The organism is Parasphingorhabdus sp. JC815, from assembly GCF_040717415.1.
Lineage (GTDB): Bacteria > Pseudomonadota > Alphaproteobacteria > Sphingomonadales > Sphingomonadaceae > Parasphingorhabdus.
Genome location: NZ_JBFEFM010000004.1, coordinates 40,316 through 63,672, shown reverse-complemented (window position 1 = coordinate 63,672; position 23,357 = coordinate 40,316). Strand labels below are relative to the sequence as shown.

At 51.0% G+C, this 23,357-nt stretch carries 23 protein-coding genes; 13 read left to right on the top strand and 10 right to left on the bottom strand.

Annotation, left to right across the window (positions count from 1 at the left end; all coding sequences use genetic code 11):
* The first annotated feature begins 16 nt into the window (after nt 1-16).
* The 12 genes from AB1K62_RS10215 to AB1K62_RS10160 all read left to right on the top strand — a co-directional run bounded on the left by AB1K62_RS10215 (nt 17) and on the right by AB1K62_RS10160 (nt 10,579).
* Nucleotides 17-343, top strand: coding sequence for a DUF1476 domain-containing protein (locus AB1K62_RS10215; RefSeq protein ID WP_367003443.1), 327 nt, complete (start codon nt 17-19; stop codon nt 341-343).
* 11 nt (nt 344-354) lie between these two features.
* Nucleotides 355-588: a BolA family transcriptional regulator gene (locus AB1K62_RS10210; protein ID WP_367003442.1), complete on the top strand. Its 234-nt coding sequence runs from the start codon at nt 355-357 to the stop codon at nt 586-588.
* A 21-nt stretch (nt 589-609) separates the two neighbouring features.
* Complete coding sequence (gene grxD, locus AB1K62_RS10205) at nt 610-945, top strand: Grx4 family monothiol glutaredoxin (protein ID WP_367003441.1); 336 nt, start codon at nt 610-612, stop codon at nt 943-945.
* A 552-nt stretch (nt 946-1,497) separates the two neighbouring features.
* Nucleotides 1,498-1,866 carry a BlaI/MecI/CopY family transcriptional regulator gene (locus AB1K62_RS10200; RefSeq protein ID WP_367003440.1) on the top strand — a complete coding sequence of 123 codons (369 nt, stop codon included), beginning with the start codon at nt 1,498-1,500 and terminating at the stop codon, nt 1,864-1,866.
* Complete coding sequence (locus tag AB1K62_RS10195; RefSeq protein WP_367003439.1) at nt 1,863-3,794, top strand: M56 family metallopeptidase; 1,932 nt, start codon at nt 1,863-1,865, stop codon at nt 3,792-3,794. Before AB1K62_RS10200 ends, AB1K62_RS10195 begins: the two co-directional genes overlap by 4 nt.
* 89 nt (nt 3,795-3,883) lie before the next feature.
* Nucleotides 3,884-4,762, top strand: a complete 879-nt coding sequence (locus AB1K62_RS10190) for an MBL fold metallo-hydrolase (protein WP_367003438.1) — start codon at nt 3,884-3,886, stop codon at nt 4,760-4,762.
* Nucleotides 4,744-5,460 carry a DUF4230 domain-containing protein gene (locus AB1K62_RS10185; RefSeq protein WP_367003437.1) on the top strand — a complete coding sequence of 239 codons (717 nt, stop codon included), beginning with the start codon at nt 4,744-4,746 and terminating at the stop codon, nt 5,458-5,460. The genes AB1K62_RS10190 and AB1K62_RS10185 overlap by 19 nt, the downstream gene beginning before the upstream one ends.
* Nucleotides 5,457-6,515, top strand: coding sequence for a hypothetical protein (locus AB1K62_RS10180; protein ID WP_367003436.1), 1,059 nt, complete (start codon nt 5,457-5,459; stop codon nt 6,513-6,515). The genes AB1K62_RS10185 and AB1K62_RS10180 overlap by 4 nt, the downstream gene beginning before the upstream one ends.
* A gap of 55 nt (nt 6,516-6,570) precedes the next feature.
* Nucleotides 6,571-7,584: a quinolinate synthase NadA gene (nadA, locus tag AB1K62_RS10175; protein ID WP_367003435.1), complete on the top strand. Its 1,014-nt coding sequence runs from the start codon at nt 6,571-6,573 to the stop codon at nt 7,582-7,584.
* Nucleotides 7,585-7,645: 61 nt separating this feature from the next.
* The gene (locus AB1K62_RS10170) at nt 7,646-8,977 is read left to right on the top strand and encodes a DUF2254 domain-containing protein (protein ID WP_367003434.1); all 1,332 of its coding nucleotides are present in this window, start codon (nt 7,646-7,648) and stop codon (nt 8,975-8,977) included.
* Nucleotides 8,974-9,834 carry a carboxylating nicotinate-nucleotide diphosphorylase gene (nadC, locus tag AB1K62_RS10165; RefSeq protein WP_367003433.1) on the top strand — a complete coding sequence of 287 codons (861 nt, stop codon included), beginning with the start codon at nt 8,974-8,976 and terminating at the stop codon, nt 9,832-9,834. The genes AB1K62_RS10170 and nadC overlap by 4 nt, the downstream gene beginning before the upstream one ends.
* Before the next feature lie 67 nt (nt 9,835-9,901).
* Nucleotides 9,902-10,579 carry a ribonuclease T2 gene (locus AB1K62_RS10160; protein ID WP_367003432.1) on the top strand — a complete coding sequence of 226 codons (678 nt, stop codon included), beginning with the start codon at nt 9,902-9,904 and terminating at the stop codon, nt 10,577-10,579.
* 2 nt (nt 10,580-10,581) lie between these two features.
* On the opposite strand, the gene AB1K62_RS10155 is transcribed toward AB1K62_RS10160, so the two are convergent.
* From AB1K62_RS10155 to AB1K62_RS10110, 10 genes are all read right to left on the bottom strand, one after another.
* Nucleotides 10,582-11,004 (bottom strand): DUF4112 domain-containing protein, encoded by a 423-nt coding sequence (locus AB1K62_RS10155; protein WP_367003431.1) that lies wholly within the window; start codon nt 11,002-11,004, stop codon nt 10,582-10,584.
* A gap of 42 nt (nt 11,005-11,046) precedes the next feature.
* A complete protein-coding gene (locus tag AB1K62_RS10150) occupies nt 11,047-12,597 on the bottom strand; it encodes an ABC transporter substrate-binding protein (protein ID WP_367003430.1) in 1,551 nt (516 codons plus the stop codon).
* A gap of 143 nt (nt 12,598-12,740) precedes the next feature.
* Nucleotides 12,741-13,979 carry a dicarboxylate/amino acid:cation symporter gene (locus AB1K62_RS10145; protein WP_367003429.1) on the bottom strand — a complete coding sequence of 413 codons (1,239 nt, stop codon included), beginning with the start codon at nt 13,977-13,979 and terminating at the stop codon, nt 12,741-12,743.
* 100 nt (nt 13,980-14,079) lie between these two features.
* The gene (locus AB1K62_RS10140; protein ID WP_367003428.1) at nt 14,080-15,879 is read right to left on the bottom strand and encodes an SLC13 family permease; all 1,800 of its coding nucleotides are present in this window, start codon (nt 15,877-15,879) and stop codon (nt 14,080-14,082) included.
* A gap of 10 nt (nt 15,880-15,889) precedes the next feature.
* A complete protein-coding gene (gene aroC, locus AB1K62_RS10135; protein WP_367003427.1) occupies nt 15,890-16,963 on the bottom strand; it encodes a chorismate synthase in 1,074 nt (357 codons plus the stop codon).
* A 379-nt stretch (nt 16,964-17,342) separates the two neighbouring features.
* Complete coding sequence (fabI, locus tag AB1K62_RS10130) at nt 17,343-18,146, bottom strand: enoyl-ACP reductase FabI (RefSeq protein WP_367003685.1); 804 nt, start codon at nt 18,144-18,146, stop codon at nt 17,343-17,345.
* Between the two features lie 79 nt (nt 18,147-18,225).
* Nucleotides 18,226-19,131 (bottom strand): YihY/virulence factor BrkB family protein, encoded by a 906-nt coding sequence (locus AB1K62_RS10125; protein ID WP_367003426.1) that lies wholly within the window; start codon nt 19,129-19,131, stop codon nt 18,226-18,228.
* A 30-nt stretch (nt 19,132-19,161) separates the two neighbouring features.
* Nucleotides 19,162-20,082 (bottom strand): DnaJ C-terminal domain-containing protein, encoded by a 921-nt coding sequence (locus AB1K62_RS10120; protein WP_367003425.1) that lies wholly within the window; start codon nt 20,080-20,082, stop codon nt 19,162-19,164.
* A 163-nt stretch (nt 20,083-20,245) separates the two neighbouring features.
* Nucleotides 20,246-21,847 carry an L-aspartate oxidase gene (nadB, locus tag AB1K62_RS10115; RefSeq protein ID WP_367003424.1) on the bottom strand — a complete coding sequence of 534 codons (1,602 nt, stop codon included), beginning with the start codon at nt 21,845-21,847 and terminating at the stop codon, nt 20,246-20,248.
* 121 nt (nt 21,848-21,968) lie between these two features.
* Nucleotides 21,969-22,904, bottom strand: coding sequence for an ABC transporter ATP-binding protein (locus AB1K62_RS10110; RefSeq protein WP_367003423.1), 936 nt, complete (start codon nt 22,902-22,904; stop codon nt 21,969-21,971).
* A 150-nt stretch (nt 22,905-23,054) separates the two neighbouring features.
* Here AB1K62_RS10110 and AB1K62_RS10105 point away from each other — a divergent pair, with 150 nt between their 5' ends.
* Entirely contained in the window at nt 23,055-23,294 is a 240-nt protein-coding gene (locus AB1K62_RS10105; protein ID WP_367003422.1) for a zinc-finger domain-containing protein, read from the top strand.
* Nucleotides 23,295-23,357: the final 63 nt, after the last annotated feature.

Genomic DNA, 23,357 nt, shown 5'->3' with positions numbered 1-23,357 from the left:
CTAATTAGGGAAAATTATGACTGGCTTTGAAGATCGTGAAAAAGCGTTTGAGAATAAATTCGCGCGCGATGCAGAAATGCAGTTCCGGTTAACCGCAAGGCGCAATCGCCTTATTGGTGAATGGGCTGCTGAAAAAATGGGTCTTACAGCTGAAGAAACGGACGCTTATGCCAAGGCGGTTGTTCAGGCGGATTTTGAAGAAGCCGGTGATGAAGATGTTATTCGCAAGCTACTAGGTGATCTAACAACCGCCGGGGTTGAAATTGATGATGCCGGTATACGCACAGAGCTGTCCAACAAAATGGTCGAGGCGCGGCGTCAGTATATTGAAGAGGCTTCATAGGATAATTTAATATGCCAATGGCAAGTGACGATATCAAGGCAATGATCCTTGAAGCTTTTCCCGATGCCGAGGTTACCATACAGGACCTTGCCGGGGATGGAGATCATTATGCAGCAACGGTTTTAACGCCCGCTTTTGCAGGTATGAACCGGGTAAAGCAGCATCAGGCCGTATATGCGGCTCTAAAAGGTAAAATGGGCGGAGAGCTGCACGCGCTGCAATTAACCACCGGGGTTCCGGAATAGAACCTGAAATGGAGAATGAAGATGAGTGACGCCGTAAACCAGAAAATTGACACAATGGTCCAGTCGAATGACGTGGTCCTGTTCATGAAGGGAACGCCCCTTTTTCCGCAATGCGGCTTTTCAAGCAAAGCAGTTGCGATCCTTGAGCATCTCGGTGTCGGTTTTGAATCTTTCGATGTGCTTCAGGATATGGAAGTGCGCCAGGGAATAAAAGAGTTTTCCGACTGGCCGACCATCCCCCAGCTTTATGTCAAAGGCGAATTTGTTGGTGGTAGCGATATTATGATGGAAATGTATGAAGCAGGCGAGCTGGGCGAATTAATGGCCGAAAAAAAGGTCGCGCCTGCGGCAAGCTAAAGCGCGGTGTTAGTGTGTCCGGTGACGGTGTTTTTTAAGTCTACCGAGCAATAATTCTGCATATAATCACTGGCTCTTCGTGCCGATGTGGCCCGATTCATTAGAGCCTTACTGGAAAAGATACCGGTTTTCTGCGATGCAGGAATGCCGGTATTTTTGTAGCAGTTCCATAAAGACGTTTATTTGGGAGGGGGGCGGCACAGACCAGTATGCCGCCCCTCGTAAAGTGTTTCATGGGTAGTGAAACGTAGGAACCCCTATATCACTGCATTCCCTGTGCCAGTTTTTGATTTATATTATATTTCAACATGATGTATAGTTAAAATCGCTTTAACTATATTGCTGTTGTAAAGTTTATCGACAGATTACAGGTGCTGTTCGATTGCCCCGCATGGCAAGCTGTCCGCTCCAACGCGAACCGCCACTCAGCAGATTAACAAAAAATGCCAGAAAGATGCCTAAAAGATGAAGGCTATTTACATTTTTGGCAAATGAAACTACACATGTAGTCACTGTTGATTCTATTTCTGGGATTATTGGGAGTGTCTGGACATGGTCGAACGTATCAGCGATGCCGAACATGAAGTCATGGAGGTGCTTTGGAAAAAGGCACCTTTGACTGCGACAGAAGTGGCTGACCGTATAGGTGATGCCAGAGGCTGGTCGTTGCAAACCGTCAAGACGCTTTTGTCCCGTCTGGCTGCCAAAGCGGCTATCGGTACAGAACGTGATGGTCGGCGTTTTCTATATTCCCCACTCGTAGAGCGTGATGCGTATCTGACGGGTGTCTCCCGCAAGTTTGTAGATCGCCTTTTCGGAGGTAAAGTGACGCCGCTGGTGGCGCATCTGGCCGAAGCGGATCAGCTAAGCGCGGATGATATAAAGGAAATTGAAGAGCTTTTGAGGGAGTTGAAGGGATGACCAACTGGGTGATGGACACAATGGTGTCAATGACGCTTCTGATGGCTCTGGTGCTGATGGTCCGAAAGCCGGTAAGCCATTATTTTGGTGCACATATCGCTTATTTGCTCTGGGCGTTGCCGCTTGCCCGGCTGTTCATGCCTACCCTGACGATAAAAGCCCCAGCGCCTGTTGAAACAATGCAAACATCCGCGCAAACAGCAGCGGCGTCGCCGTTGTTTTCGGACATCGCAATCGTCGCTTCGGACAAGTCTGCTGCGGTTAGTGCGCTTGGCTCGATCGATTGGATGATGGTCGCTTTGGTGGTATGGATTGGCGGTGCTGGCATGCTATTTATAAGCAAACTGGCGGGTTATTTTCAGTTTCGCGAGGATATAGTCTCCGATGGTAAACTTGTCGGACGGCATGGACGGATAAAAATCCTTGAAACAGCGGCAGTGGGCGGGCCTTTGGCTTTTGGATTGCTGGAAAAATATATAGCAGTGCCGACCAATTTCTTTCGGGATTTTGCGCCACGTGAGCGTGAACTGGCATTGGAACATGAAATTTCCCATCATGAATCGGGTGATCTAATGGCCAATTTCGTTGGTCTGTTGGTTTTGTCATTACACTGGTTTAACCCGGTGGCATGGTATGCGTGGATCGCATTTCGGCAGGATCAGGAAACCGCTTGTGATGCTCGTGTTCTGCAAAATGGCGGTCGCGAGCTGCGCGGGGTATATGGCCGGACGATCGCGAAATCCGTATCCGGCCATCAACTAGGCCTTGCAAGTCCGTTGAATCAAAAGAATAAAATCAAGGATCGGCTGAAAATGCTGGGGCAGACTGAAAAGTCGGTTTTGCGTAAGCGGATGGGTGCTTTGATGGTTGGGGTCAGCACGGTTGTTGCATTGCCGTTAACAGCCACGGTGACCTATGCCGTCGAAGTGCAACCGGATGAGGATCAGATCGGCAATAGCGTCGCCGTTGTCAGCGCCGGTGCTGGGAATGATTATAATACCGGCGATAGTAGATATTCTCTTTCAGAAAATAATCAGCAAAAACAGGAAATGACGAGCACTTTGCAGAAAGTGGGTGCGCCGCACAGTGCAAACCTGCCGCATATGGCTCCGGTAGAGCCGGTCAATAGCGATTCGTTGAAATCCAGAAATTTTGATCCAGCTGACGGAAATCAAGCCATAACGATACTGAACGGCGAAAAGGATTGGGGCAAAGTCATAGCGAACGGCGATGAGTTTGTTCACAAAATTAAACATAATGGCCGGACTATCATTCTTAGAACCAACAAAGATCTCAATAAGGATGAAGTCCGGAAAATGGTTGAGGAAGCCGAGGAATCCCGGCGTGAAGCAGAAGAGAGCCTTAAGCAATCAGAAATAGAGCGCCATGCAATTCGCGCCAAGCTTGCTGAAGCCGCACGGGAAATGAAGCAGGTGGAAAATGAGTGGAAGAAAAAGCGGTCAGCAAAAGCTCCTCTAGATCATGAAACGCGGTTGGAAATTGAGCGTGCTTTTAGAGAGGCCCAGCACGAGATAGAAAAGGCGGTAAAAGAAGCGGAATATGAAGCGCGTCAAGCCGAACGAGAGGCCCGGCGGATAGGCCAGGAAAAAGCCATTAAGACACAAACCGTCGCAGGCCGGTTTTGGTCAGCATCGCAAATTAGCTTCAATTCATCTTTTGCATCCGCTAATAACGCTAACCGATCCATGAGCGTGAACAGTGCCAAGCCTGAGTGCACATCCGTAAATATAGCAGCGGTTACTACGGGCGGGATGGGTAATCTGGTCTGGGCCAATATGACAGGTTGCCCGATTCAGGAAAAGCAACCGTTGCTGAAAAATGCGTTGAAAATAGTAGAGCACGAACAGATAAAGACGGCGGCTTGCAACGAAAAAGACGGCATGCACACTGCGAAAGTTGAAGCCTGACCGGAATATAAAAGGCGAAAAGCGCGGATCTTCCGATTTTGCGATGAAATTCGGGTTGTTTTCTGGTGTAAACATGCCACATCTTGAACATGAGCACAGAATTTGACCCCGATAGTTTCCCGACTGGTATTTCGGAACAACTGGAACCGCTAGTCGTCCGGGTGTTGGCTGGCAATCCTAGCCCTTATACCTATACCGGCACACAAACATATATTGTCGGCAACGGCAGTGACCGGGCGGTCATTGATCCCGGCCCGGTGATAGATGGACATATTGACGCTATAATGGCGGCGGTCGGCGATACAAAAATCACTGCGATCATGTGCACCCATACCCACCGCGACCATAGTCCGGCTGCAAAACCGCTGGCAGCACGCACAGGCGCACCGATTATCGGTTGTGCGCCTCTGGTTCTGGAAGATGATGGGCCGCGCGCAGATGAAAGTTTCGACAAGGATTATAATCCTGACCGTGTGTTGAGCGATGGTGAAACCGTGTCGGGTGATGGCTGGACGATCGAAGCGGTGGCGACGCCGGGTCATACATCCAATCATCTGTGTTTCGCTTTACAAGAATCTGGCGCATTATTTACTGGCGATCATGTCATGGCCTGGTCGACAAGTGTTATCGTTCCACCTGATGGCGATATGGCTGATTATATGGCCAGCTTGCAGAAAATCTATGAGCGCGATGACAAGATATATTACCCCGCACACGGAAAGAAAGTAGAGAAGCCCCGACAATTGGTCCGCGGTATGATGGGCCATCGCAAACAGCGCGAGCGACAAATATTAAAACTTCTTGAAGGCAGCGCAGCGGCTATTCCCGATATGGTCACACAAATGTATAAAGGGCTTGATCCCCGCTTGAAACGAGCGGCCGGTCAATCCGTCCGGGCGCATCTGATCGACTTGCAGAACAGGGGGATTGTCGGTGAAGATGGCGATATATGGCAAATGTCCACATGAACCGCCGCATCGCCATACCCATGGCGATCATGGTTGGTGTTTTGGTAATCATCGGCGCATTGTCATGGGGTTTGCTCTCAAAATTTGAAAGCGGCTTTAGTCCTGATCCCGTATCTATTGCCAGCGCCAGCCTGGACGGATTGCGTGAACAGAACCGCCTGACGGTTTTTTCCGCAAGCTATAATGCGACTGTTACGACCACAATGACGCGTATGGGGCTATCGGCGCGCAAGACTCTGATCATGCCGGGGGCAGTGCGTTATGAGGTCGATCTTGCAAAGCTGGATGCTGATAATGTCCGCTGGGATGCAGAAACAAACACGCTCTCCGTGGAGATGCCACCAATAGAAATTGCCCGGCCAGAGGTGCAGATTGACCGTATTCAAAGCTATGGCGAAGGCGGTATATTATTAGCCCTGACCGATGCGGAAAAGACGCTCGATGAAGCCAATCGGAAAAAAGGTGTGGCTGAACTGGCGAAGCAAGCAAAAAATCCTCTGCAGATGCGGCTGGCGCGTGATGCGGCGCGGCGGGCGGTGGAATCAAGTTTTGTCTTGCCATTGCGCGCAGCCGGACTGGATGCTAAAGTTGATGCGTTTTTTCCATACGAACGGGGTAATGGCAATATAGATCGCTGGGACGTATCCCGCTCAATCAAGGAAGTGTTGGCGGAAAAAGACAGGCATGATGCAAGATGAGGAGCCTTTGGATCGGTTTATGTGTGCTAATGTTGGCTGCCTGTCAGCAAGCGGAAGATGAACAGCAATCCACAGCCACTGAATTTGCGCTACCCGTCCCGATAACCAATAATGCAGTTGCATTGGCGGGCAGGAATCAGGCGATTTATAGCTTTAACGGCCTGAAATCCGGTAAAACTTGGCAAGATACTAGCAACGCCGCCTTTGCATGTGATATCGGGTTAAAAACATGCAAAGAAATTGCGTCTGTGCCGGTAAGTGATGGGCGGCTGGCTAGCACTGCTGTTACTGTGGCCGGTAAAATCTATATTTTCGGTGGCTATACTGTTGCAGAAAACGGAGCCGAGGTTTCGGCACCCGAGCTGTTTATATTTGATCCTGAAACAGAAGAATATGCACGTCTTTCCGATATGCCGACGCCAGTGGATGATATGGTCGCTCTGCCTTACCGTGAACGTTATATTTATCTGGTATCTGGCTGGCATAATGAAGGTAACGTTGCTCTGGTCCAGCTTTATGACACGCAAACTGATACATGGCAGATGGCGAACGAGTTTCCCGGAACGCCTGTATTTGGCCACGCCGGCGGCATTGCGGGTAACAGCATGATTATAAGCGATGGCGTAGCCGTGGCCGGGTTGGTCGATGGAAAACGTAAATTTGTCGCTGCCCCGTTTGCATGGCGCGGTGATATTGATGCAGATGATCCGGCGCATATAACATGGCGTGCAGTGGCCGCTCATCCCGGCGCCCCGCTATACCGCATGGCGGCAATGGGCGATAAGGATCGCGGCCTGATCCTGTTTGCTGGCGGCGGTGATAATCCGTATAATTACGATGGAATCGGCTATGACGGTGTCCGGTCAAAACCAACGGACCGGATCTTCGGATATGATCTAAAAACGGACCAGTGGATTGAACTTGGCAAACTCCCAGAACCGAGCATGGATCATCGCGGGCTCGTAAAAGCGGGTAATGATTACTATATTATAGGCGGAATGGACGCGGATCAGGCCGTGACAGCGCGGATTATGAAGTTCCGCATAGATGATTGATCTTCGCTGCTTCTTCATGGCATAGCGGCGGCAAGTTACTTATAAGGAAGAAACAATGGACGCACGTGGCGGAATTGGCGGCAGTCTAGCCGGAGTGGATATTATTGAGGAAATCAACAAGCTACGCAAAGAGCGTAATGCGATTATCCTTGCCCATTATTACCAGAAACCGGAAATACAGGATATTGCCGATTTTGTCGGTGACAGTCTTGAGCTATCGCGTAAGGCAGCAGAGACAGATGCTGATGTTATCGCCTTTTGCGGTGTAAAATTCATGGCGGAAACGGCCAAAATCCTGTCGCCTGAGAAAATTGTTGTGCTACCGGATATGGACGCGGGATGCAGCCTTGAAGATAGCTGCCCGCCCGACAAGTTCAAAGCGTTTCGGGACGAACATCCCGATCATATCGCGCTGACCTATATCAACTGCTCTGCGGAGGTGAAGGCGCTTTCAGATATTATCGTAACCAGTTCGTCTGCCGAACATATTCTGTCGCAAATCCCGCTGGACCAGAAGATTATTTTTGGACCTGATAAACATCTTGGCGCCTATATTTCCAAGAAGAGCGGGCGTGACATGCTGTTGTGGCCCGGTGTCTGCATCGTCCATGAAGCGTTTAGCGAAACCGAACTGTTAAAATTGCAAGCGCAGCATCCCGGCGCGCCGATTGCCGCGCATCCGGAATGTCCTGCCTATATTCTGGATCATGCCGATATGGTGGGTTCGACCAGTGCAATTTTAAAATTTGCCAAAGAATCCGACAGTGGCACAGTGATTGTGGCAACCGAGCCGCATATCATCCACCAGATGGAAAAAGCGGTGCCGGAGAAGAATTTTATCGGTGCACCCGGTGCGGACGGCAACTGTAATTGCAATATATGTCCGTATATGGCGCTTAACACGATGGAAAAGCTTTATGTTGCGCTGCGCGATCTGGAACCTCGCATCGAGATGGATGAGGAATTGCGGCTTGAGGCTCGCAAGTCGATAGACAGAATGATGGAAATGGCCAGCGCGACCGTTGGGCAGGGGGACTTGGGGCCAACTGATTTGGCACATGAAGGTTAGTTGCGATCACCCGTCCCCCAAAAGGTGCTGATGTGATGATTTTGCACGATATGTTTGCGATATGATCGCGCGTATTCGTTCATTATTGGTCTCGATCAATGCCAGCTACTGGTTTTTTCCTGCACTTTTTTCGATACTGGCCGGCCTCCTTGCATTGCTGACAGTCTATCTGGATCGCAATGGCGCAGCGGAGTGGCTACAGCAGTTTGACTGGATGCACCCTAGCCGTCCCGAAGGAGCCAGAACGACATTTACTGTAATTGCCGGCTCAATGATCGGTATTGCTGCTACAGTTTTCTCGATTACTATTGCTGCTGTGGCCTATGCCTCGGGTAACTACGGGCCGCGATTGCTTACCAATTTTATGGAAGATCGCGGTAATCAGCTCTCTTTAGGTGTCTTTATAGCGACGTTTACCTATTCCCTTATGGTGCTGCGTACTGTGCGGAATGAGAATGAGGCGGCGGCTAGCTCCATGAGCGCCGGGGCGACCGCCTTACCAGGCTTTACACCTCAATTGTCGTTGATGGTGGGCATGATATTAGCGATATTTTCGGTCGCGGTTCTGGTATACTTCCTGCACCATATTCCGGCGAGTATCCGGATCAATACGGTACTACAAGGTATTGGCGAACGGCTTATCCATGATATCAAGGAGCGGTTTCCGACCGACGCACAAGAACGCGAACCAAGAGAGCAGTCACCCGGCGAAAAGGTTGTTGCTACCAGTGTGGGCTATGTCAAAATAATTGATTTTGACGGTTTGGATGACATTGCAAGAAACTGCGGCGCGACGATAGCGATTAAAATCCGCACGGGTGATTTCATCCACCCGCTGGTTCCGCTAGTTGAGGTTAGCAATATCGATCTCACCGACGATATTTCCAGAAAAATCCGTAACTGTATCAGCACAGGAGGAATGCGCTCGGCAACACAAGATCTGGAATATCTGATTGATGAGCTGGCCGAGATTGCATTGCGCGCATTGTCACCGGGCATAAACGACCCTTTTACAGCGGTTACAGCCATGCATTGGACAGGGGCAGCGGTGGCGGAACTGGCGCGGCGTGACCTTGACAGGGGGCCTGAGCAGGAGGATTATGACTGGGACTGCGTTCAACCGCTCAGCGATGATTTCAACCATTATGTGCAACGCAGTTTTGGAGTCATCCGTAGCGCAGCAGCAACCAGCGCTGTGGCCTCACTTAAGTTTATCGACGCGCTTTATGCCGCGAGTAGTGCGTGTCGTTCCCGCAAAAGATCTGACTTACTGGTTCTGGAAGCACAGACCATGGTTCGATTGGCACGAACGCAATTATCCGGCCCTTCATTGGAGGAACTGGAAGTGCGGTTGAGCGACTTTAAGCTGAAAATGAAAGGCGAGATGAATTGACTTTTGCTTTGGACTCTTTTGACCTTGATGACTTTGTGCGCCGCACACTGACCGAAGACCTTGGCGCACCGCCCGGAGAAGGCGGGCGTGACGTGACGTCCGAAGCGGTTATCCCCGCTGAGGCGATGTTTACCGGCGTTATGAGTAGCCGTGATGCCGTGGTGATCGCAGGATTGCCGATCGCAGAAGCTTTTTTCCGTTCACTCGACCCTGAAGTCGAGATCGAAATTCTGGTGCAGGAAGGTGAGGCTGTGGACGCTGGAACCCAAGTCATGCGCTTGAAAGGGCAGGGGCGCGCGATGCTGACCGCAGAACGCAGCGCACTTAATACGGTGCAACATCTTTCCGGTATTGCGACGATGACCAATGAATATGTGCAAAAAATATATGGTACAGGTTGCATATTGCTTGATACGCGCAAAACGATTCCCGGCCTTCGCATGATTGAGAAATATGCCACCCGCATGGGCGGCGCGCAAAATCATCGCATGGGATTGTGGGATGCGGCTATGATAAAAGATAATCATGTCGCGGTTGCGGGAAACATTGGTGAAGCGGTTAAACGTGCAGTTGATGCAGGCATTGAAAAGATTATCGTTGAAGTAGACAAGATTGACCAGATCGAACCTGCTCTCGCTGCCGGTGCAACCTATTTATTGCTCGACAACATGGAACCGGCCATCTTGCGCGGCGCAGTAACGCTGATCGGCGGGCGTGTGCCGGTAGAGGCGTCTGGCGGTATCACGCTGGAAACTATTTTTGAAAAGGCGGATACCGGTGTGGACTTTGTTTCGGTTGGCCGTTTAACGCAATCAGCGCCCGCAGCGGACATCGGGTTGGATTTTGCTCAAATCTGATGCACGCGCCGACTTTGGCTTAATCCGGCGGGCCGTGTGGGTGTGTGCAGGGGTGATGGCTCTGTGTGTGCTTCCAACAGTACCGGCGATAGCCCAATCCTATCAATGCCGCGCGCCTTCCAAAGTGCCATCACCCGCACCGGCCCGTAAACCGGTCGATGAGCCGCGCCGGACCATGGAGATAACAGGCTATACACTCGCGATGAGCTGGTCGCCCGAATTTTGTCGGTTACGCAAGGATGATAGGCGGCATAAAACCCAGTGTAGCGGTGATGATGGCAGCTTTGGTTTCATCTTGCATGGCCTTTGGCCCGACGGACAAGGGCTTTCTTATCCGCAGTGGTGCCGTGCAACGAAACCGCTCCCTCCGGCGGTTGTTAAGCGTAACTTTTGCATGATGCCATCAGTGCGCCTGATGGCCCGCGAATGGGCCAAACACGGCACTTGCATGACCAGAAATCCTGGGACCTATTTTCGTGTTTCGCGGATCATGTTTGGTGCAGTGCAGTATCCCGATATGGACCGCCTGTCACGTAAGCCGCTGACCGCTGGTGAATTTCGTGTGGCCTTTGCGTCAGCCAATGATGGACTGGAACCAGATATGATGCGGCTTAAAGTCAACCGGCGTGGCTGGCTAGAAGATGTGCGGCTGTGTCTGGGCAAAAGTTTCCGGCCCCGACGCTGTCCCGGCCATATGAAAGCGGTGCAGGATAATAAACCGGTTAAGATATGGCGAGGAGCGTAAACTCACCCATCAATCGTGCGAGTGCCGGGGTGATGCTTGTCGAGATGTTTGCGGATGATCCGCAAGTTGCGCGTATTAGAGCGCCAGAAAAAGTCAAAAGCATCGCCCGCTAACGGAATTGCGCCCAGCGCGGTATCAATGCCGACGTTGGTCGCCATGCGGGTGATCTGCCATCTGGACATCCCCAGATTGCGGGCTTCCCATACAATATAAGCCCCCATGATTGCGGTCACTATATCACCGACTACTGGGATTAGGCCGACCAGAGCATCAGCCCCCACGGGCTTGTTAATACCGGGAACGACAAAGGCGCGTTCCAGCACTTTCTCCATCGCCTCGACACGGGTACGCACAGCTTGCGGATCGCGGCTGACATCGGGCAGCTGTTCGGCCAAACGCCTTAATTTCTCTTCCGAAATTGCCATGCGACCTTCCGTAATAGTTCCAAAGCGATATTTGCTTTATTACTAGGAAATAGGAATCCCGACGAGATAATTCAATGGGTGCCACCCGCGCTGGTTAACTGCAAATCCGCGTGTGCCGGGCTTGCCAATAGACCAGCGAACCGGAACGGCCAGAGGTATGAAACTATAATGCTGAACCAAAAGAACTTCGGCTTCGGCATAAAGCCGGGCCTTGGTTTGCAAATTCACTTCAGCGTTGGCCATGGCGATTTTATCATCAGCATCGTTCAGACAAACCGGGCTATGCGAGCAGGTCAGGCGGGATAAAAACCATTGGGCACTGTCATAAGGCGCGATTTCATCCATGAGGAGCACGTCGGCCTCGCCGTTTTTCCGCTGATCTCTCAAAGTGATTTTACGGGCATCCAGTCCTGCGCGGCGTAAATCAGAGCGGATACGCAAGAATAATATGTCTGCACCGGCGGCATCCGGTAAAGCGATTGTCAAAGGGGGAACCTGGCCTTCCAACGCTTCCCAGCGGCGGACATGTTCGCGCGCATATGCTTGTCGATCCTGCATGGTCATACCGGACCAGTCCGGTCTGGCGTTAATACCACTAACGTTCAAGGCATCGGGAATGATTTTGTGACGGCTTTGCCATGCTGATACCTTAGGAAAAGACGTCAAAAGCGCTGGACGGTCAATAGTCATTGACAATATCTCGCGGTTTGCGGGCAAGGCCCAGAAACCGTCGGCTTTTATAAATTTCAGCCCGAACAGGCCCGCCACAGGATCCAGATATAAATCATTACTGTTCACGCCAGCTTCGTCAACCAGTGGCAGATGATGGAATTTTCCGTTCAAGATCATATCAGTATGGCCGGATGTATATCGCGCGAGTGCTTTTGCAGCGTTTTCGCTACGCAGGGTGATCTGGCGGGGATCCTCGTCCATATCTTCGTTTTGGGAATCTTCATCGGCATCCCGATCGCTATTTCCATCATTCTCCTCATTTTCTGTGGGGCTTTGATTGGAAATGCCCAATGTATATACGCGACCATTGCTCAATACACTCATCGGGCCAGCGCCATGGCCAGCGCGAAATAACCCCATTTCAGGTTGCGCTATAAGCTGTAGAAAGTTCGGATGCGGAGATTTTAAACGAATTTCTATTACCCGGCCTGTCATCGAGACAATTTCTGCAATTGCCTCCAGATCCTGGCTCAACCGGCTGGAGCGTAACTCTCTAATCCGTTGCCGTAACAATTTTGCCACTCGCTCTGCGGTGACCTCACGCCCATCGTTCCAATACGTATCGTTCAACCGGAAAATATAACTCAAACCATCATCGGTCACGATCCAGCGGACTGCCAGTGCCGGGACAATGCGGCCTTCCTCATCAAGGCCGACCAGACCCTTGGCTATTGCTGCGCGGGTCGTAGCGGAGGCATAGTTTAGATTTATGCCAACGGGTTTGATTACGGGTTCTGCATCTTCGATCACCGTTACATGGACTTGATCCTGATCGCCTGACAAACCGCAGGATGACAAGCATAAAGATGCAAGCATCGCGATAAAACATGTCTTGAAGTCGTAGCGATGATTTTGGATCATACGGCACTTATACGCAAACTATGACCGGGATAAACATTGGAAATATTATTCTGCTATTTATCCATATATTCTGGAGTAGCGATTCACAGTGATGCTCTCACTCACTCGCAGCAAACCGGCTGGCATATATTTAAATATCGCTATTAAATATCATCGGCAGAGATCATTTCCGCGGTATCAATCTCACCTGTCATAACCGCTACCGTTGTTGCTACGGCGGCATCCCCGGAGACATTGGTAGTTGTACGCATCATATCCATAATCCGGTCCACACCGGCTACAAAGGCTATGGTTTCAAGCGGTACGCCGACACTGCCAAAAACCAGCGCCATCATGATAAGGCCCGCGCCGGGAATACCCGCAGCGCCAATGGCTCCAAGAGTAGAGGTGATCGTAATCATCAGATAATCGCCCCAGCTCAGATCAACTCCAAAAATCTGGGCACCAAATAAGGTAGCCAAGCCCAAATACATGGCAGTGCCGTTCATGTTTATCGTCGCGCCTAGCGAAACGACAAAACTTGATACGCTTTGCGAGACTCCCAGATTGCGCTGTGTGCACTTGAGCGTAACCGGTATAGTCGCATTGGATGATGCGGTGGAATAGCTAACGACCATCGCATCAACAATGCCGCGGAAAAAGTCTATGACCGGTAATTTGGCAAGAAATTTTATCATCGAGCTATAAACGACAAGGATGATCAGCAAACAGCCAAAATAATTTAAGCCGACCAGCCAGGCGAGTGATTGAAGCGCATCCATACCCAAAACGCCTGCGACCCACGCCATAAGCGCAAACACGCCAAAAGGGGTGAGCTCCATTACGATAAGGGTGACTTTCTGCATCACAATCGCACCGCTATCAAAAATTTTAGCGAGCGGTTTACCGTCTTCCTTGGCCATTAATATGCCGATGCCAATAAGCAGCGCAAAAACGATCAAAGGCAAAACATTGACATCCGCCATGACCTGTACCGGACTATCGGGTACGATCGACAGGATCATGTCTACCGCACTGGTATTGTTGGGCTTGGGTGTTTCACCCTTCTCGATAGCATCGACCACAACTCCGGCTCCTGGCTTTACCAAAGAACCGAGCGCAAGACCCAGCCATGCGGCAATCTGGCCCGTAATGATAAATAATAACATCGCACGCCCACCGACGCTGCCCAGTTTTCGGATATTTCCAATGGCGGCAATGCCAGCGACAAGAGAGAAGAAGATCAGTGGCACGACCAGCATTTTGATCGATTTAATGAAGAAATCACCAATCCATTTGATCGATTCTGCTTCCGGTCCCCAAAGGAAACCGGTAATTATACCCAATATCAATGCGCCGATAACTCTCTGCCAAAGCGGTATTTTGAACCAGAAAGTCAGCATATTACGCACCCCTAAAGACTATTATTATTTGGCATTCTGCCACAACTATATTTCAGGTGTATCTGGGCCAAACCCATAGGGCAACCGTTTCCGCCTCGGCTCAGACCCAGAAACTAATGGCAAGACAGGAGGCCAGCCCCACGCCAAATGTGACGGGGATACCGGCTTTGAAGAAATCCGTGAACCGGTAATTACCGGCTGCGTAAACCAGCGTATTAGTCTGATATCCGATTGGCGTTGCAAAGCTCGCGGAGGCAGCAAACATGACGGCGATCACCAATGGCCGGGGATCAACCCCCATATCATGACCTATGGCAATCGCAATCGGCGTGATGAGTATGGCAACAGCATTATTGGTAACGATTTCGGTCATGATAACCGACAATGCATATACAACGAATACCAGTGTCCATGGAGGTATCGTTTGCAGCAAGGGTGTAAGTTGATTGACAATCAGGTCAACGCTACCGGCTTTTTCCAGACCGAGGCCGACCGCCAGCATCGCGAAAATCAACACCAGCACATTGCCGTCAATTGCGCTCCATGCTTCTTCTGCATCTATACAACGTGCCAGCAATATCGCGCCAACCGCCAATATAACCGCGACCGGTAGCGGAACAATATTCAGGGCGGCCAGGACAACAACAGCGACGAGCGCGCCAATCGCAATCGGTGCGCGATCCCGCCGGAAGGCGCGGATTTTGGTCTGGCCGACACCGAACAGATTGGGGTTTTCATACATCCGCTGAATATCCTTGCTCGACCCGGTGACGAGTAAGCGGTCAGCGGCATGGATGCGCGCATTAGCCAAATCGGATCGCGGTAAGTTGCGATACCGTGTCATCCCTAATAGCCGCACATTTAAACGGCTGAGAAAGGGAATATCATATAGGCGGTTGCCGATACTGGGATGGCTGGGGGCTACCGTCGCTTCGACCAGTTCTTCGCCCAACGGTCCGACGTCACCTGACCGGACAATGCCGACTTTGAAATCTTCCGATGATCGTAGTGATATAAGCTCTGCGAGGTCAAGCCGCACAACTATGCGGTCTCCGGCACGCAATTCATGATAGTCCAGGTCATGTCGGATATATGTGCTGAGCCGGATGATCGTGGAAACCTTTACACCCGCCCGCCGGAATACCGGTATGTCCGGGAGGTATTTGCCAATTACAGATGACCTTGTACGCACGGTTAGTTCGGTAAGAAAATCACTTTCATCGCTGCTATCAAATGCGCCGCCGACCTGACCATCAGGTAACAGCCAACTACTGAACAATAATATCATAAGCGTTCCGGCCAGTGCTGCTACCAGACCGTAAGGCGAGATTTCAAAAATTCCGAAACCTTCCATACCGTTATCTTGAGCCACGGCATCGACGATCAGGTTTGTTGATGTCCCGATCAATGTCGTAGTTCCGCCCAATATACAGATGAAACTAAGCGGAATAAGCAGCTTTTTGGATGAAATTCCGGTCGCGCGGGACAAGCGGATGATAATCGGGATCAACACCAGCACCACGGGTGTATTGTTCATGAATGCTGAAGCAATAAATGCGCCGAAGAACATCTCTACGACAGCAAGTTTTGGCCTTTTTTTGGCACGTTCAATGATGAATCCTGCAATGGCGTCAATCGTGCCGGTTCTCAACAGTGCGCCAGACAGGATGAACATGGCGGCAATGGTGATCGGTGCGGTGTTGGAGAAAACCGAAAACAGACCATCTGAATCGATGATGCCAAGGAGCAGGAAAGTGCAGGCACCAAGCACCGCAACAACAGCCGCAGGGAAACGTTCCATGATGAAACCGGCGAACAAAAACACCAGAATAACGAGGCCGATGATCGCCTTATGCGCCTGAATATAGTCATCAACGACATGTAGGACGAGGTCGATCATTGAAGGTTACTTATCCGCACTGGGCATTATGCAGCATTTTTTGATCCGCTAGAACTAATGCCATCATAGCTTCCACTACAGGCACACCGCGTATGCCGACACAGGGATCGTGGCGGCCCTTGGTGCTAATTTGGGTTGCTTCCCCTTCGGGGGTAACTGTGTCCACCGGTGTTAGAATGGAACTGGTCGGTTTGAATGCGATGCGGCAGAAAACCGGCTGTCCGGTGGAAATGCCGCCCGCTGTTCCGCCACTATGGTTGGAGAGAAATTCGGGGCCGGCCCCGTTTTTATCGGGGCGCATGGCATCAGCATTTTCCTCGCCGCGCAGACGGGCAGCGGCAAAGCCGTCACCAATTTCTACGCCTTTGGTTGCATTGATGGTCATCATTGCGGCAGCAAGCTCGCTATCAAGCTTTGCATAAACCGGTGCCCCCCATCCCGCCGGGACGCCGGTTGCCTCGCATGCGATAACAGCGCCGATACTGCTGCCATCCTTGCGCGCGCCGTCGACCAGCTTTTCCCAGCGTTTCGCGGCCTGTGCATCGGGACAGAAAAACGGATTATTGCCAATTTCATTGGCGTCAAAATTCGCCATATCTATCGCATCGCCGCCAATTTCTGCCACCCAAGCGCGGATTGAAACTTCCGGGATAACTAATCTAGCGATTGCTCCTGCAGCTACCCGCGATGCTGTTTCACGGGCGCTGGACCGGCCACCGCCACGGTAATCACGAAAACCATATTTGGCATCATAGGCATAATCGGCATGGCCGGGGCGATAGGCTTTGGCGACGTCGCTATAATCCTTGGACCGCTGATCGACATTTTCGATCATCAGCGAAATAGGTGTGCCGGTAGTTCTACCTTCAAACACGCCCGACAGGACCCTGACCTGATCAGGTTCTTGTCGCTGCGTCGTATATTTTGACTGGCCGGGTCGCCGCGCATCCAGAAACGGCTGAATATCGGCTTCGCTAAGTGATAAACCCGGAGGGCAGCCATCGACAACCGCACCCAGAGCAGGTCCATGACTCTCTCCCCAAGTGGAAAAGCGAAAAACGTGGCCGAAACTATTAAAACTCATAAACCCTCATTCATTAGCGCATTTGTTGTTTTTACAGTCGACCAAACACGGGCGCATATTCAGCTCGACCTGACTGCGGCTTTTGCACTGCTTCGTCAAGCCAGAGTGCTTGAAAATAGGAGCCTGCATAAGGGGAAGCAAATGGTTTCGCATCGTCAACGGAAAGGCTCAACTGTTCATAATTCCGGTTCGCCCAGCAGTATCATCAACTGCCATTCATCCGTTTTGGCAAAAATCGATTTCAGCCCCATGCGAAAAATATAAATCGCCGTCCGCGGGCAACATATCTACAAGCCTTGCTTCGGCGTTCGTTGAAAAGTCGATTGGTTAACTGCAAACATTGATGTTTCGTCGCCGGGTTGCTCGGCTCTTATTATCATCAATCCAGCGCGATATCGGGGGCATCTTCCTGTTTCATGCCAACCGTATGATAACCGGCATCAACGTGATGTGTCTCTCCGGTCACTCCGGATGCCAGGTCGGACAGCAAATAAAGTGCGGATGATCCGACATCATCAATCGTCACATTCCGGCGCAGCGGCGCATTATATTCGTTCCATTTCAGGATATAACGGAAATCCCCGATGCCGGATGCTGCCAAAGTCTTGATCGGTCCAGCCGAAATCGCATTGACCCGGATACCGTCGGGGCCGACATCATTGGCAAGATATTTGACCGATGTCTCCAGCGCCGCCTTTGCAACGCCCATGACGTTGTAATGGGGAATGACTTTTTCCGCGCCATAATAGGACAGGGTCAACATGGAACCGCCCGGTTTCATCATCGCAGCGGCGCGTTTGGCGACGGCGGTAAAGCTGTAAACGCTGATGTTCATAGTCATCAGGAAGTCATCAAGCGTTACATCAAAATATTTACCGCGCAGGGCGTCCTTGTTGGTGAAGCCGATCGCATGGACAATAAAGTCGATTGTTGGCCATTTTTCAGCTAGCTCGGCAAATGTTCTGTCGAGCTGTCCCATATCGGATACATCGCAATCCAGCAGGAGATCACAGCCCAGTTCTGCCGCCAGTGGCTTAACCCGCTTGGCCATAACTTCGCCCTGATAGCTGATCGCCAGTTCCGCGCCTGCCTCGGCAAGCTTTTGGGCTACGCCCCAAGCCAACGATTTATTGTTCGCCAACCCCATGATCAGGCCGCGCTTGCCCTTCATAAGTCCATTCATTGCCAGTCCTTTTATGTCTAATATATCAAGCTCAATAGCGTTCATGTCGCTGATGTTCCAGAGAATCATCAGTAATATATCATAAATCCGTCTTTTCGTTATGTGGTCGATCAGCCAGAGCGGCATTTAGTTCAGCACCAATCACCATGCCAAGGCCGATCAGATAGAAAAAAATCAGTGTGATTATCACCCCGGCAAGACTGCCATAAGTCAGTTGATAATTGGATGCATATTTAAGGAATAGCGGTAGAAAGCCGGTGATAAGCAACCACCAGCCGCTAATGAAAACAGCGCCCGGCCATTTAGGATAAATGCGTGGTCGGTATTGGCGGGGAGTAAGCAGTCTAAACAAAATATAGAGAGTTAAAAACAGGGTCAGAAACGGAAAGATGCCCGAAAGTGAGAACCATGTTGAACTCTGGATCAGATGCGGGAAAAAAGCATTAAGAAACTCGCTGATCCCGGCAATGACAAATTGTGTACTAAGCGCCAGCATCGCCAAAAATACGGATAAAATGATTAGCCCGATAGAGGTTAGCCGATATTCCCAAAACGCCCGCTGCGCCGTTATTCCATAAGCACGGTGGAGTATCTCGCGGATTGTTTCGATAAGACTGGCTGTGGTCCACAGGCCAACGGCTGCACTAAACCACAACAACGGACCAGTCCGCGCTGTCATCGCGGCGCTGATCGGATCATGCAGTGCGCGTGCAACTGATGGGGGAACGGTCCTTAGGAAAGCCTCGACAAAATCTGTCCCGATAGCGGTCTGGCCAAAGCTGCCGACAATCGCGGCGGCAACAATAAAAAATGAAAAAACCGCCAATAGCGAAAGATAGGCAAAGTTTCCTGCAAAAGTGAAGCCATCAGTATAAACCCCGACGGCGGTGCGACCTATCACAGCGACTATCTGCTTTGGCCACGTTTCCTTTGCCGGCCGTTCTTCACGTCGTTCTTCGGCGGAAAGAAAAGACGGGTCAGACATAAAGCCCGGTGAAATGTCCGTCAGCCATGATCACACACCCATCGCGGCACGCGGATTATCTTCGTTGTTCCAGTTTTTTACAAATTCTGCCAGTTTCGCATCATTTTTTGGCAAGGTGATCATCAAGGTCACAAGATGATCTCCGCGCCCACCGGATTTCTTGTGAAAGCCTTTACCCTTTAGACGCAGTGTCTTGCCGGAGTTGGAGCCAGCGGGAATCGAAAGCATCACCGGGCCATCAACGGTTGGTACACGGACTTTTGCGCCCTCAACAGCTTCTTTAAGGCCGATCGGCAATTCCAGTTTCACATTATCGCCATCACGTTCAAAAAAAGGATGGCTACCGATGTGAATGGTTATAATTGCATCCCCATTGCCTCCGGCCCCCGGCTTGCCTTTGCCGCTCAGCCGCATCTGCGTGCCTTCCTCAACGCCTTTGGGCAGGCTGAGATCAATAGTTTTGCCGTCTTCCAGCGTAATCCGCTGTTTTTCCAATGTCGCCGCAGCAATAAATTCGACCTTTAGCCGATAAGAGACATTGGCGCCTTTGGGGGGCGGGGCACTCCGTTGCTGGCCAAAGGGACTGCCCCCGCGAGCGCCGCCTCCGCCGCCAAATAATCCTTCAAAAATATCGCCAAAATCTGTGCCGCTATTGCCAAAATCAAATTGCTGACCGCCGCCGCGCGTATAAGCACCACGCTGTCCGCCACCAAAGCCATAACCTAAAGGGTTGCCATCGGCATCAATCTCGCCGCGGTCAAATTGTGCACGCTTATCCTTGTCGAGCAACAGATCATAAGCCTTGGTAACATCGGAAAATCGTTCCGAGGCCTTGGGGTTGTCCTTGTTGCGATCAGGATGCAGTTCTTTGGCAAGGTTGCGATAGGCGGTTTTAATTTCCTTTTCGCTGGCGCCTTTTGCTACGCCCAATGCCTGATATGGATCTACCATTATTTACCCTTTTTCAATTCCTTATCCTTGTAGAGATTGGAACCGCACGCTGATATTTCAACGATATTTGAACGCTATTTCAACCGTGCTTTATTGCGCTACTACGGTATCTGCAAGTGCTTGATGACGCATAAAACCGCAGATTAACGGAATATGTGAGGCTTTAAGGTACTAAAACCGTATCTTCTGCTTCGGGCAAAAGATCCGGATAATCGGTTATATAGTGTAGTCCCCGGCTTTCCTTGCGTGCCAGTGCGGATTTTACGATCAGATCGGCAACCACGATCAGGTTCCTGAGTTCGATCAAGTCCTGTGTTACGCGGAAATGCCCATAATATTCTTCAACCTCTCCGCGTAGTAAGTCGATGCGGTGTTGTGCGCGTTCAAGCCGTTTGGTCGTGCGGACAATACCGACATAATTCCACATGAAACGGCGGATTTCTGTCCATGTTTGCTTGATTACCACCTCTTCGTCACTATCGGTAACGCGGCTTTCATCCCATGGCCGGATAGCTGGCGGTTCATGAAAGTCACTCCAGTTGGCGGCGATGTCACGGGCTGTTGCATCACCAAAAACGAAGCATTCCAACAAGCTGTTCGAGGCAAGCCGATTGGCTCCGTGCAGGCCGCTTTCACTAACTTCGCCGCCTGCATAAAGACCGGGCAGATCGGTGCGGCCATTAAGGTCAATCAATATCCCTCCGCATGTATAATGTTGTGCCGGGACAACAGGTATCGGTTCCTTGGTCATATCAATGCCAAGACTGAGCAGCTTGTCATAAATGTTCGGGAAATGGCCCTTCACAAAGTCCGGATCGCGGTGGGAAATATCAAGATGGACATAATCCAGGCCAAGACGTTTAATTTCATGGTCAATCGCACGGGCCACGATATCACGCGGAGCCAGCTCCTTACGTTCAGGGTCAAAGCGTTGCATAAATCGCTCTCCAGCTTCTGGCCCGGTGCCGTGTTCCGAAGGCGGTAATTTTAAATGTCCACCTTCGCCACGCACGGCTTCGGTAATCAGGAAGTTTTTGACTTCAAGATTATAGAGGCAGGTCGGGTGAAACTGCATCATTTCCATATTGGAAACCCGTGCCCCTGCGCGCCATGCCATGGCAATGCCGTCCCCTGTCGCCCCGCGCGGTGCAGTGGAAAATAAATAGGTTCGCCCTGCGCCACCGCTGGCCATGATGGTGGCCCGGGCTGTCAGTGTTTCGACCCGTCCTGTGCTGTTATTAAGCGCATATACTCCCCAGACGTTTTTCGATCCGGTTGGCGTTTGGGCATTGCGGTCCACGATCAAATCAATCGCCACCATATGTGGTAGCATCGTGATATTGGGATGAGCGGCTGCGGTTCTTTGCAACGCATCTTGCACGGCCCAGCCGGTGGCATCATCGACGTGGACGATCCGCCGGTGGCTATGCCCGCCTTCACGGGTAAGGTGCAGGGCTTCTGCTTCGCGGTTGAACGGCACGCCCATTTTTTCCAGCCGCTCAATCGCGGCGGGAGCATTTTCGACTACAAATTCCACGGTTTCTCGCCGGTTGAGGCCAGCTCCTGCAACCATGGTATCGTTAATATGATCTTCAAACGTATCCCCGGCATCAAGCACAGCGGCAATCCCGCCTTGCGCCCATGCAGTTGACCCGCCTGCCAAATCACCTTTGGCCAATACCAGCACTTTATGCGTCTGCGCCAGCGTAATTGCCGCGCTCAGTCCCGCTGCGCCGGAACCGACGATAATGATGTCATGCGTCACTTATACCGCTCCTCCACAGAGGCCGTAGCGGCCACAATACGAAAAATGTCGTTCTCGTAGCGACCTGACTCTTTTACCCCAACATCTCGACTAAAGAGGGGGCGTTTAATTTTGCGCCCGCTCAAGCGGCTTTCCTTGTGAGGTTCAGGAAGACATCTTCCAGATCCGCTTCACGGGTTGTGACTTCGACAATCTGGTATCCGCGTTTTTGTACAGCTTCCATCACGCCGCCAGCATTGGTGTGGTCCTTGCTATATGTAATGGCAATGGTACGCGGTCCGATTATGTCTGCCTTCAGGAAGCGGTCATCGGTAAAGGTGATTACGTCGGATATTTCGGATAAATCCCTGTCTAATGTCAGTTCAACCAGCTTTTCACGCGCCATGTTAACCAGTTCCGGTGTCGTTTTGAGCGCGACCAATTTGCCATGATTAATAATCGCAATCCGGTCACAAAGGTTTTCTGCTTCTTCCAGATAGTGGGTAGTTAAAACTATAGTGACGCCGGATTTGTTAAGTTGCTCAACATATTCCCAAAGCTGTTGCCGCAATTCAATGTCCACGCCAGCCGTGGGTTCGTCCAGCACTAGTATAGGCGGGGAATGTACCATTGCTTTGGCGACCAGAAGACGGCGTTTCATCCCGCCCGACAGGGTGCGTGAATAGGCGTCGGCTTTGTCCTCAAGGTGAACGGCGCGTAGCAATTCCTTCGTTCGGCGGTCTGCTTTTTTTATCCCGTAAAGCCCGGCTACAACCTCCAGCGATTCGGCTGGTGTGAAAAACGGGTCGAACATGATTTCCTGTGGAACAATACCGATTGATGCCTTTGCATTGCGGTGATCGTCATCAATATCAAATCCCCAGATATTGGCTGAGCCACTGGTCTTCCTTACCATACCGGATAAAATATTGATTAATGTAGATTTGCCCGCGCCATTGGGGCCCAAAAGCCCGAAAATCTCTCCTCGCTTTACGTCGAAAGTGACATCGTCCAGCGCTTTCTTGCCGCCGGCATAGGTTTTGGAGAGATGGTTTATGGAAATTGCTGCTTCTGTCATGCAAACCGCATAAACATCTTATCAACTACAATCAAAGGCTTTGCGCGATTATCCGTCTGCACTATTCCAACAAGATATGCGCGTGAAATTTGATATTCAATTATGGCGTAATATATTGCGTGAACCGGTAACTCTTGCTAATTCCGCGACATGACTCTCATAGCTGAAACTGTAAAAACCTCAAAAAGACGTAATGTCTGTGATGGAGCATCCGAAATTCCTGGTGGGGTAGCGCTGGGCCATCCGCGTGTGTGGCTGGAAATAGATGAAAAAGGCTATGTGGATTGCGGTTATTGTGACCGGCGTTTCATCTTGATCGGCGGACCGGCAGACGTGACGGCGATAGCTGCGGATGCGGCAGGAGTCGGCGAACTGTCGAAGCCTGCCTGACCCAAATCTTGCTTAACGGCTATTGCTGAAAACCGGACCTGCGGTGAATTATCTGTACGATAT